This window comes from Clostridium tetanomorphum, from assembly GCF_017873215.1.
Classification (GTDB): Bacteria; Bacillota; Clostridia; order Clostridiales; family Clostridiaceae; genus Clostridium_AO; species Clostridium_AO tetanomorphum.
On record NZ_JAGGKA010000003.1, the window covers coordinates 167,743 to 180,196 of the forward strand.

General features: G+C 27.9%; 12 protein-coding genes. 11 read left to right on the top strand and 1 reads right to left on the bottom strand.

Annotation, left to right across the window (positions count from 1 at the left end; all coding sequences use genetic code 11):
• Positions 1-3 precede the first annotated feature (3 nt).
• The 3 genes from J2Z24_RS04300 to trpA are packed head-to-tail and all read left to right on the top strand — an operon-like array spanning position 4 to position 2,606.
• Positions 4-597, top strand: coding sequence for a phosphoribosylanthranilate isomerase (locus J2Z24_RS04300; RefSeq protein ID WP_338078439.1), 594 nt, complete (start codon positions 4-6; stop codon positions 595-597).
• Between the two features lie 19 nt (positions 598-616).
• A complete protein-coding gene (gene trpB / locus J2Z24_RS04305; RefSeq protein WP_035146424.1) occupies positions 617-1,801 on the top strand; it encodes a tryptophan synthase subunit beta in 1,185 nt (394 codons plus the stop codon).
• A gap of 16 nt (positions 1,802-1,817) precedes the next feature.
• Complete coding sequence (gene trpA / locus J2Z24_RS04310) at positions 1,818-2,606, top strand: tryptophan synthase subunit alpha (RefSeq protein WP_035146429.1); 789 nt, start codon at positions 1,818-1,820, stop codon at positions 2,604-2,606.
• A 189-nt stretch (positions 2,607-2,795) separates the two neighbouring features.
• Here trpA and J2Z24_RS04315 read toward each other — a convergent pair whose 3' ends face one another.
• Entirely contained in the window at positions 2,796-3,125 is a 330-nt protein-coding gene (locus J2Z24_RS04315) for a L,D-transpeptidase (RefSeq protein ID WP_035146433.1), read from the bottom strand.
• Between the two features lie 207 nt (positions 3,126-3,332).
• On the opposite strand from J2Z24_RS04315, the gene J2Z24_RS04320 reads away from it, so the two are divergent.
• The 8 genes from J2Z24_RS04320 (at position 3,333) to J2Z24_RS04355 (ending at position 12,397) form a co-directional block, all read left to right on the top strand.
• On the top strand, positions 3,333-3,953 hold the full coding sequence (locus tag J2Z24_RS04320; protein WP_035146435.1) for a TetR/AcrR family transcriptional regulator: 621 nt from the start codon (positions 3,333-3,335) through the stop codon (positions 3,951-3,953).
• Positions 3,954-4,181: 228 nt separating this feature from the next.
• Positions 4,182-5,606, top strand: a complete 1,425-nt coding sequence (locus J2Z24_RS04325) for an HlyD family secretion protein (protein WP_035146438.1) — start codon at positions 4,182-4,184, stop codon at positions 5,604-5,606.
• Positions 5,607-5,616: 10 nt separating this feature from the next.
• The gene (locus J2Z24_RS04330) at positions 5,617-6,315 is read left to right on the top strand and encodes an ABC transporter ATP-binding protein (RefSeq protein ID WP_035146441.1); all 699 of its coding nucleotides are present in this window, start codon (positions 5,617-5,619) and stop codon (positions 6,313-6,315) included.
• 39 nt (positions 6,316-6,354) lie between these two features.
• Entirely contained in the window at positions 6,355-8,565 is a 2,211-nt protein-coding gene (locus tag J2Z24_RS04335) for an FtsX-like permease family protein (protein WP_035146444.1), read from the top strand.
• Between the two features lie 3 nt (positions 8,566-8,568).
• Positions 8,569-8,772, top strand: coding sequence for a PH domain-containing protein (locus tag J2Z24_RS04340; RefSeq protein WP_278320935.1), 204 nt, complete (start codon positions 8,569-8,571; stop codon positions 8,770-8,772).
• Positions 8,773-9,089: 317 nt separating this feature from the next.
• Positions 9,090-10,517 carry a methyl-accepting chemotaxis protein gene (locus J2Z24_RS04345; protein WP_173702717.1) on the top strand — a complete coding sequence of 476 codons (1,428 nt, stop codon included), beginning with the start codon at positions 9,090-9,092 and terminating at the stop codon, positions 10,515-10,517.
• Positions 10,518-10,772: 255 nt separating this feature from the next.
• Complete coding sequence (locus J2Z24_RS04350; protein ID WP_035146447.1) at positions 10,773-11,441, top strand: SanA/YdcF family protein; 669 nt, start codon at positions 10,773-10,775, stop codon at positions 11,439-11,441.
• Positions 11,442-11,545: 104 nt separating this feature from the next.
• The gene (locus tag J2Z24_RS04355; RefSeq protein WP_035146449.1) at positions 11,546-12,397 is read left to right on the top strand and encodes an AraC family transcriptional regulator; all 852 of its coding nucleotides are present in this window, start codon (positions 11,546-11,548) and stop codon (positions 12,395-12,397) included.
• Positions 12,398-12,454 lie beyond the last annotated feature (57 nt).

Sequence of the window (12,454 nt, forward strand, 5' to 3'; positions counted from 1 at the left end):
AAAATTTGCGGAATTAAAAGAAAGGAAGATATACAATATGTAAATATATTAAAGCCAGATTTCATTGGTTTTGTATTTGCAAAAAGCAAGAGGCAAGTTGATATGATTGAGGCAAAAAAGCTTATAGCCTTATTAAATGAAAATATTAAAATTGTTGGGGTATTTGTAAATAAGTCCATTCATGAGCTGATGCAAATGGTGAATTATTTAGAATTAGATGTGATTCAACTCCATGGGGATGAAGATAAAGCCTATATTAAAGAAATAAGAAATTTGTTAAAGAAAAAACATGTACAGATTTGGAAATCCATATGTATTTCTGATAAAAGAGACATAAAAAAGATTCATGTGTGTACTGCAGATAAGGTACTTCTAGATCATGGGAAAGGAGGCACAGGTGTTAGCTTTTCTTGGGAAATTATACGAAATAAAAATATGACAAAACCTATAATATTGGCTGGTGGATTAAATAGTGAAAATATAAAGAAGGCTATAGAAATTGTAAAACCCTATGCTGTTGATGTATCCAGTGGTGTAGAAATTAATGGAGTTAAAAATTTTAATAAAATAAATGAATTTATAAAAGCCTGTAGATAGGTAAGAAAGGAGAATAAAAATGGAAAAATTAAAAGTCAGATTTGGCAAATTTGGAGGACAGTATGTTCCAGAAACATTAATGAAAGTATTAATTCAGTTGGAGGAAGAGTATGTAAAAGCAATTGAAGATAAAAAATTTATGGAGGAATATAGATACTATTTAAAAGATTACAGTGGAAGAGAAACTCCATTATATTTTGCTAGTAATTTAACCCAAAAGTTAGGTGGAGCTAAAATTTACCTTAAAAGAGAGGATTTAAACCATACTGGTGCTCATAAGATAAATAACGCCTTAGGACAGGTATTGCTTGCAAAGAGAATGGGTAAAAAAAGAATAATTGCAGAAACTGGAGCAGGACAGCATGGGGTAGCAACAGCTACTGTAGCGGCTATGTTTGGTATGAAATGTGAAGTTTTTATGGGAGAAGAAGATATAGTAAGACAGCATCTTAATGTGGTTAGGATGAACATGCTTGGAGCAAAGGTTATATCTGTTAAGAGTGGCACAGGAACACTAAAAGATGCTACTAATGAAGCTATGAGGAATTGGGTTGAAAATATAGATACTACTTATTATGTGGTAGGCTCTGTAGTTGGACCTCATCCTTATCCAACTATGGTAAGAGATTTTCAAAGAGTTATTGGAGACGAAACTAAAAAACAAATATTGGAAAAAGAAGGGAGGTTACCTGACTATATAGTAGCTTGTGTAGGTGGTGGAAGTAATGCTATGGGAATATTCTATCCATTTATAAAGGACACGCAGGTTAAGTTAGTTGGAGTAGAAGCAGCTGGTTTAGGAGTAGATACAGATAAGCATGCAGCAACTATGACTAAAGGATCTCTTGGAGTTATTCATGGTATGATGACTTATCTTCTGCAGGACGAAGATGGACAAATAATGCCTGTATATTCCATATCAGCAGGACTGGATTATCCAGGTGTTGGACCAGAACATGCTAATCTTAAGGAAATAGGTAGGGCAACCTATGCACCAATAACAGATTATGAGGCTATAAAAGCATTTATGCTTCTTTGTAGCACAGAAGGAATTATACCTGCTATAGAAAGTTCTCATGCATTGGCTGAAGCTGTAAAGATTGCTCCAACTCTTTCTAAAGATAAAATTATAGTAGTTAACCTATCAGGAAGAGGAGATAAGGATGTAGACGCTATAAGTAAATATATTAAAGAAAATTTTTAATATGGAGGTATATATTATGAATAGAATAGATAAAAGATTTAAAAAGCTAAAAAGTGAAGGAAAAAAAGCAATAATTCCTTTTATAACCGCAGGAGATCCAGACTTATCTGCTACAGTAGGATTGGTTTTAAAATTAGAAAATTCTGGTGCAGATATTATAGAATTAGGAATACCTTATTCAGATCCAATAGCAGATGGACCAATTATTCAAGCTTCCTCAGGAAGAGCACTTAAAAATGGAGCCAAAATTATAAAAATAATGAATACTGTTAAGGAAATAAGAAAAGATAGTCAGATTGCCCTTGTATATTTAGTATATTATAATTCTATATTCAAATATGGAATGGAAAAATTCATAAAGGAATGTAATGAAGTGGGAATTGATGGATTAATTATTCCTGATTTACCTATAGAAGAAAGAAAGGAAATAGGAGAGGTTGCAGATAAATATGGTGTGTATTTAATACCTTTAGTAGCACCAACTTCAGAAGAAAGAATTAAAAAAATAGTAGAAAATGGCAAAGGATTTGTATATTGTGTTACAGTAAAAGGTATTACAGGAGTTAGAAATGATATTAATACAGATATTAGTGAATACATGGAGGTAATAAGTTCTTATACAAATTTACCAAAGGCGTTGGGTTTTGGTATTTCATCTAAGGAGATGGCTGAAAAATTTTCAAAGTACAGTGATGGAATAATAGTAGGTAGTGCGATAATAAAAAGAATTGCTCAAGGAAAGAATTTAGAAGATGGTATAAATAAAGGTTGTAGTTTAGTAAAAGAAATTAAAGAAGTACTTTAGAGGAAGTTTTTACTTCCTCTAAAGCAAGTATCTGATAAAGGATTTCCTAGCTAATTAAACCTAGCATTTTTATATAAGCAAGTAAAACAAGGATAAAAGCTAGCTTCTGTTTCTGAAAGGCAAGTAGAAGTTTAAGTTATCTTTAAGTTGCATAACAATGGCAGCGGTAAAAAGTTTGGAAACTGAATTTTATACTATTTTTACAGGAGTACCAACAGAAACAAGGTTAAATAGTTCAATTACACTGTTGTTATATAATCTAATACATCCATTTGATACAGCTTTGCCAATGGATGAGGGATTATTAGTACCATGAATACCATAACCTCTAATAGACAAACCTAACCACCTAGCTCCAAAAGGACCACCAGGGTTTATAGCTTTATTGATGATTTTAAAATTTCCTGCTGGAGTGGGAGTAGATGGTTTTCCAACAGCTACGGTATACCGTTTAAAAGCACTGCCATTTTTATATAATATAAGTCTGCGAGCTGATCTATTTATTAATATGCTATACATTAAATCTCCTTATGTTAATACTACTCAATTTATAATATGCAAAAAATAAATTTTATTCACTAATTAAATAAAGTTACTTACTTTTAAATATAAGTAAAATGAAGAATGGATAACAGTTAGTAATAGAGTAAGTATGAAAAATTTGACTAGGCTAAAATTATAATGTATAACAGTGTTATATACTATAAGTAAGGAGAAGCAGTTTAAATGAAGGAGAAATTAGAAAATAAAGAAAAGATAAGTACTATTGATAGTATTTTAAATTGTGCTAAAGCTGAATTTTTAGAAAGGGGTTTTAAGGATGCATCTCTTAGGAATATAGCTAAGAAAGCTGGAGTAACAACTGGAGCAATTTATGGTTATTTTAAAGATAAGGATGATGTTTTTGTAACCCTTGTTAAAGATATGGTTCATGGACTGTATAATCTAATAGAGGAAATAGAGGGAAAACAAAATTTTATATATAATAAAAATATAAAATTTGAAAATGAAATGTTTGATGAAAAAGAAGAGCATATGAAATACATTGATTATTTATATGATAACTTTGATATTTGTAAGCTATTGATTATGTGTTCAAGTGGTTCCAGTATGGAAAATTATATGGATGTTATCATAGAAAAAATTCTGGAAAAAAATAAACAACTTATCAAATTGGTTAAAGAAACTTCAGGTATAGATGAATTTACTGTACATGTAATAGTAGAGTGTTACATGAATGCAGTAACTGAATTTATAAAGCATGATATACCTTATGACATTGCAATAAAACAATTTGCAAAAATGAATTCCTTCTTTTTTGCTGGATGGAATGAGCTTAGAAAATAGAGAAATACCTTAATACATTGCTATAAATAATGTATTAAGGTATTTCTTTTTATTAATTAAAGAAAATGTTATCAATTGAAAATCAATATTGACAAGTTGGGTAAAAAAAGGTAATATAACAGTGTTATATATTTTATAACAGTGTTATATTTATTATAACATAGTTTTAAAATCTTATTCTATAGCCAATACAAAGAAAAAATAAAATAAGATTAGGAGGAAGAAACAATGAAAGAATTAATTAAAAAGAAATGGAATAACAATGACACTACCATAAGCAATTGTAAAGAAAAGAGATTTCACATTAAATTTAATAATAAGTTAATAGGTGTATTAATACTTATTATAGCTGTAGGAGTAGGATTTAGGATAGCTAATAGTGTACTAGCTAATGAGGCATTAAAAGAAGACAAATACACTGTTCTTAAATCAGGAAAGAATATAAATAAGATTAATGTTAAAGGTGAAGTAAAAAGTGAGAATACCACTAATGTTTATTCGAATGTAACTCTTACAATTAAAGAAGTTAAAGTAGAGTTGGGGGATAAAGTTAAAGCTAATGACATTTTAGCAGTTTTAGATACAAGTAAATTACAGGATCAAATAAAACAGTTAGAAGCAACCATTGTTTCAGCTGATGCTAGTAATTCTATAGCACTTGATAAAGCTAAGGCAGTATATGATAGTGCATTAGCTTTGGGAAGTGATGAAAAAAATGGAGATATTAAAAATGCAGAAGTAGCATTAAAGGCAGCAAAACTGGATTTTGAAAACAAAAAAAGAATTTATGAAAATAATAAGGAACTATTTAATTACGGTGGTGTTTCAAGGCAAGACTTAAAAGAATATGAAATTTCTTATGAAAATGCAAAAAACACTTTTGATAAATGCACTGTAGCATTAAATAATATAAAAACTAAAGTACAATTGGATTTAACTACAGCCAAAAACAATTATGATTTAGCACGTGCAAAATATAAAGATAATAGCCAATATATTACTCTTGAAAATTTAAAGAAGGATTTGAACAATGCTGTAATTAAATCTCCAGTGAATGGAATAATCAGCGTTAAAAATGCAAGTGTTGGAAATCTAAGTTCAGGAGTACTATTTGAAATCAAGGATAGCAACAATATAACAGTAAATGTAAATATTAAAGAAGTTGATATTGGAAAAATTAAAAAGGGGCAAAAGGTTGAAATAAGGACAGATTCAACCGGCACTGATATTATTCAAGGAGAAGTAATAAGTGTACAACCAATAGCAAAAGTTGATGATAAAAATTTATTAAATCTTAATGATGGTTCTAATGATAAAGAAGCAGAATTTGAAGCTAAGATTAAAATAAATGATAAAGATCATAAACTTAAAATAGGTATGAAAGCAAAAGTTAATATTATGCTAAGTGAAAAAAAGGGCGTTTATACAGTACCTGCTGAAAGCATAATAAACGATAAGGATAACAATGATTGTTTATATATAGCAGATAAACAAGGGAAAGATTATATTGTTAAACAAATTCCTATAACTAAAGGTACAGAAACAGATCTCAATGTGGAGATTTTGGGACAAGACCTTAAAGATGGAATTATAGTTTTAAATAATCCTTCTGATTATGAGATTGGAAGTAGAGTTAAGATTAATGGAAGGTAGGATGAAAAGAATGTTTTTAGAAGTTGTTGATGCTAGAAAAGCATATGGAGAAGGAGAAAGTAAGGTGCAAGTATTAAAAGGGGCAAGCATTACATTAGAAGAAAAAAAGATATGTACAATTTTAGGACCTTCTGGCTCTGGTAAATCAACTTTATTAAATGTCATTGGGGGACTGGAAAGCATAGATTCAGGTAAGGTAATAGTTGATGATATTATAACTTCAGACTTAAATTCTGATGATTTAGCATTTTACAGAAGAAAAAAATTAGGATTTATATTTCAATTTTATAATCTTGTTCCTAATCTTACTGTTAAAGAAAATATAGAGGTATGCGAGTATCTTACAAAAGATCCTTTAGATAAAGAAGAATTACTAAACACATTAGGACTTTGGGAGCATCAAGATAAATTTCCAAGACATTTATCTGGAGGACAGCAGCAAAGAACTGCTATAGCTAGAGCACTTATCAAAAATCCTAAATTATTGCTTTGTGATGAACCTACGGGTGCCTTAGACTATAAAACATCTAAAGAAATTCTTCAGCTTTTAGAATCTGTTAATAAAAAATATGGCACAACTATGATAATAGTTACTCATAATAATGCTATAGAATTTATGTCTCATAAAGTGGTGAAAGTTAGAGATGGACAAATTGAGGAAGAATATGAAAATAAAACATTAATGGCAGCAAAGGATATCACTTGGTAGAAATTAAAATAATTCATAGATAGCGAAAAGGGTGAATAAATGGTATTAAATAAAAGAATTATAAGGGAACTTAGAGAAAATATCAGTAAATATTTGGGGTTAATAGTATTGGTACTGGTAAGTTCTATGTTAATAGTAGGTTTTTCAAATTCAACAGATTGTATTATATACACTGGGGAAAAGGCTGCAGTTGAAAATAATCTAGAACATGGAGAATTTTATGTTGATAATAGATTAAATAGTACAACACTCCAAAAAATAATGGCATTGGGAGTTGAAATTGAAGAAAATTTTTATGTGAATTATAAGCTTTATGAAAATCAAACTATTAGAGTATTTAAAGAAAGAAAAAATATAAATAGAATATCAATAAATAAAGGAACCAATTTAAATGGATTAAGTGAAATAGTTATAGATGAGCATTTTGGAAAAGCCAATAATTATAAGCTTTTAAGTAATTTAAATATTGAAAATAAAAATTTTAAGGTAGTTGGATATGGAGCAGCTCCAGATTACACTAATATTATTCAGAAATTTGGCGATGTAGTACCTAATTCTAAAAAATTTGGTATTGGTTTTATAAATGAAGAGGATTTTAAAAATTTAAAAAACAAATCTTATTCCTATGTATTTAAATTAAATGGAGTTTCTTCTGATAAAGTAAAAAATATTGTTTCTAAAAATGCTAATGTAACAGAATTTATTAAAATAGAAGATAATACAAGAGCTATAGGATATATAGATGATAGCAAAATAAATAAAAATGTAGTAATAATAATTGGAATTGTATTATGTATAATGGTTAGTTTTATGATTTCCATGTCTATTATTAATTCAATAGATGAAGAAAGCCCAATAATTGGAGCATTGTATTCTTTAGGATATGTAAAAAAAGAAATATTAAATCACTTTATGATTTTGCCTACAATGATTGTTAGTATAGGCGCAATTATTGGAACTTGTTTAGGATTTGCAATAGAAGAACCATTATCAAAATCAACCACAGATGTTTATGTGCTTCCTAATATTGAAAGAATATATTCTCCTTATTTGATTTTTTTAGGTATAATTGTTCCTGTGTTAATAGTAATAGTGATAAACTATTTTATAATTTCTAAAAAGCTTAATAAGACTCCGCTGCAATTATTAAGAAAAGAAAAGAAAGCAAGTAGACTAAACACTATTAAGATAAAGCATTTTAATTTTGTAATTAAATTTAGATTAAGAGAGTTTTTTAGAGAGTTTAGAAGTAGCATTGTTTTATTTTCAGGAATTTTAATTTCAACTTTTTTACTTGTTTTTGGAGTTTGTATAAATTCTGCTATTAATGAATATGTGAAAAATATTGAAAGGGAAGTAATGTATAATTATATGTATACCTTAAAGATTCCAATTGAAATTACAGAAAATGAAGGACTTGAGAAAACTACATTTAAAGGGTTTTCAGTGTATTTTAAAGATCTAAATATGGATATGGATGTAATGCTTCAAGGAATTAAGGAGAATTCTAAATTTTATTCTTTTAATATATCACAAGATGATCCTGGTCTATATATATCAAGTAGTGTAAAGGGTAAATTTAATTTAAATATAGGAGATACTATTAATTTAAAGGATAAAAGTGAAAATAAAGTATTTATTCTAAAAGTAAAAGGAATTGTAGACTATAATTCAGGACTAAATGTGTTTATGAATCAAACTCAATTAAATTCATTACTAAAAAAGGATAAGTCCTATTTCAATGGATATTTATCTAATAAGAAACTTAATATTAATAAGGATTATATATATTCAGAAATAACATCTAAAAATATGATTAAGTCAGCTAAAAATATGACATCTATGATGTTACCAACCATTGTAATTCTTATAATATTTTCAAGTATACTTTTTATTATAAGTATGTACCTATTATTGAAATTAGCTATAGATAAGAGTATTTCAAGTATTTCTTTAGTTAAAGTTTTTGGATTTAATAAGAAAGAAATAAATAAATTATATTTAGGAAGCTCACTATATACTGTATTATTTTCTGCAGCTGTTTCAATACCATTAACAGTAAAAATAACAAAAACAATTTATCCAAGCTTAGTAGCCAATGTACAAGCATATTTTTCAATTACACTACAATTTAAACATTACTGCTTTATAATAATAGTAATAATGTTTTCATATTTTATCAGCAATATGTTATTAAAGAGGTACATTAATACAATATCATTAAGCGAGGCGCTTAAAAATAGGGATTAAATAATATATCAGGAGGGAAAGAAAAAGGAGTTTATGATAATACCATTTTCTAAGATTTCAACTTTTTCTTGTGAAAGTGCTGGAACATTTGATATTGATGCTGAAATGAAAGTATGGTGTTCTGGAATTGGTAGAATAGAGTTTGAATTCATGAAAGGTACAGATATAAAGACCTTATTAAGAATTTTGAGTATGTATGTGTGCTAATATAAAAATCTCAACAATACAGGATTGTATTGTGGAGATTTTTTTATATTAAAACAATTAATTAGTATTGTAATGAAGTAATATAAAAAAATAGACAATGTTTTGTATATCAATAATACTTCTTGGAAATCACACAAATTATAGAAAAAATAATGAATTATATGGTAAAATGATGAATTAAGTCGTATAATAACAAGAGTGTGCAAAAAATTAATATATTTTTTAATGATATAAAATTTAAAAGAAAAATAATACAATCAATATACGGAGGAATATTTATGGATTAAAAGAAAAATTTAGAGTTGAAAAATAAGATTATGTTAGTAGGCTTTTTACTTTCGGTAATATTACGAATAATTTCTGATATATGTCTAAAGGTTGAACCAAAATTTATATTTATATTAGCTGCAGTGTCAGTTCCATTATCTTTAGGGTCTATTATTTTAATAAAAAAGAAATACATTATTCAAACTATGTACTATACAATATTAATGTATTCACTTGTTATATTTATAATGTTTGTATCAGAACCAAGTTTGGCTAATTTTATTTTAATTTATTATGGTATTATTTTAATAAGTGTATATCAAGATTTAATAGCAATGATAATAGAAGCAATAGGCAGTATAGTACTTGTATTATATTTCTTCTTAAACTACAAAAATACTTTGTTTGATTCTGTTGGATATGAACAATTGGCATTTTTTATATTAGCTATTATAGCAGGATCAATTATACTATCTATTAATGCAATTATGACAAAAACTATATATAAAAATTTAGCAGAAAATTATAAAGTTATTGAAGATGCAAAAGCTAAAGATGAGGTATTATTAAATAAAATATACGATATAATAAAAACTTTAACATCAGCTAATGAAAAAATTAAAGGTGGAATTTCCACAACAGGTCAAATAGCAGAAGAAATAGTAACCTCTACTAGTGATGTTGCTAATAGAACAACAGAAGAAGTAGAAATAATGAGCAATATGAAATTATCAATTGCAATAGGTTCAGAAAAAGTAAAAGAAGTCACAGAGGCAATTAATATAATGGAACAATTATCAATATCTACAGAGAATGTTGTTTTAAAAGGTGCTAATAGAGTAAACAAACTATCATTAGAAATGAATAATGTAAATTCAAGGATTATAAATGTAGTAAATTTAATAAATGAATTGAGTAAAGAAAACACAAAAATAGTGCAGATCATTAATACTATAAATGAAATATCAGAGCAAACTAACCTATTAGCTCTTAATGCATCAATAGAAGCAGCAAGAGCAGGGGAACAGGGAAGAGGCTTTACGGTAGTTGCAGAAGAAGTGAGAAAACTTGCGGAAAATTCAAAAGCATCTACTTATGAAGTAGAAGTAATATTAAATAATATCTCTAACAGAACAAGAGTAGTATCTGATGAAGTGTTAAGTGAACAAAAGTCTATTGATTTATGTAATAAACATACTAATGATGTCAAAAACTTATTTCAGGATATAAATAAAAATACTTCAAATGTATTAAATCACTCAAAGAATATTAACTCTCAATCTGTTGTATTGGAAGATTCAATAAGAAACATATTAAATTCAGTAAATAATATTAGTGAAAATGTAGAAACTACAGCAACAGCTATGGAAGAGACATTTGCTGCCATTGATGAACTTAATAATAGTATAGTGGATATAACTAGTAGTTATAATGACATTGATAACATATGTAACGAATTAAATTCTATACAACTTTAGAATAATTGAAAAAAAAATATAGATAAAGTAGTGGCTAGTAAAATGTATTAAGTTTTACTAGCTATTTTTCGGTGATTACTGAAAAATATTTTAATTTGCCATAATTTTCTTAGTAATATGTTATAATTAATGATGAAAAAAACTACAAAGTATAGATTGCTAAGTAATTTTTATAGTGAAGAAATGAATAATAAAAGGTTTTTATCTATACTTTGAAATATGTTAGGATATATATATGGCTGGAGGTGTAAAACTTTGAGAAATAAAATAAAAAGAATAGTAGTATTTATTATAGTAATTGCTTTAATGGGAATAACAGCAATATCTTTTATTGATTTTAAGGTAAGAGAAAAAGGTAAAAAATACATTGTAAATCCTAAAGATGTTCCGGAGGCGGAAGCAATTTTAGTTTTAGGAGCTTATGTTAAGCCTGATGGTAATCTTTGCGATATGTTGCAAGATAGGGTAGAGGTAGGAATAGATTTATATAAAAATAACAAAGCTAAAAAATTATTATTTAGTGGAGATCATGGACAAGTTAATTATGATGAAGTAAACGCAATGAAGAAAGTTGCTGAAAAGAAAGGTGTTAAAGAGGAGGATATATTTTTAGATCATGCTGGATTTAGTACCTATGAAAGTATGTATAGGGCAAAAGAGATTTTTAAAGCTAAAAAAATAATAATTGTAACTCAAGAATACCATCTTATGAGAGCGGTGTATATAGCAAGACAGCTTGGATTGGATGCTTATGGAGTAAATTCTGATCCAAGAAATTATTGGGGGATATCTAAATATAAAACTAGAGAAATTGCAGCAAGAGTAAAGGACTATTTTAATGTTAATATAATTAAATCAAAACCTAAATATCTAGGAGATGCTATACCTGTAAATGGAAATGGTATAGTTACACATGATAAGTAGATAATTGCGAAATATGAAAAATGAACCTCGCATATTTGTGCATCAAATGAGAGGTCTTTATAATAATGATTCACTATACTATTATTTGTAAGGGAGATAGCTTAATGGAATGGTTAGAAAGATTAAATGAATCACTTCAATATATTGAATCAAATTTAGATGGAGAAATTGAATATGAAAAGGCGGCAAAAATTGCATGTTGTACTGCATATCATTACCAAAGAATGTTTTCATATATGGCAGGGATACCACTGTCAGAATATATAAGAAATAGAAGAATAACAAAGGCTGCTTTTGATTTGCAAAGTGGTGATAAGGTAATTGATGTAGCATTACGTTATGGATATGAATCTCCAACTGCTTTCAATAGGGCTTTTCAAAAGATACATCATGTATCACCTTCAGTAGCACAAAAGAAGGGAACGTTCCTAAAGGCATATCCTCCTATTAGTTTTAAAATAACAATAAAAGGAGTAGATGAAATGAATTATAGTATAGTTAAAAAGGAAGAAATCAGAATAGTGGGAGTAAAAGCACAATTAGAAAAGAATATTGAAAAGAATTTTAAAGATGTACCTAAGTTTTGGCAAGAATCAACACAAAATGGAGTAATTAATCAGATAGTATCTCTTATGAATGAAGAGTCTAAGGGAATATTAGGAGTTTGTGCTTGTATGGATGACTTAGATCGATGGGAATATTATATAGCTACAAAAACAGATAAAGAAGTACCAAAGGGTATGGAAGAATATATAATACCAGCAGGTACTTGGGCAGTTTTCCCTGGAGAGGGTGCTATGCCAAAAGCAATTCAAGAAATTGAAGAAAGAATAATTACAGAGTGGTTACCAACGTCGGGATATGAATATGCAGATGGACCAGATATTGAACTATATTTAAATGAAGATCCAATTAATTCAAAGTTTGAAGTTTGGGTACCAATTAGAAAGGAGTAAGTCCATTATGTTACAGTGGAGGATGATATAAAAGGCCTAACGGCTTAAAAGATAGAT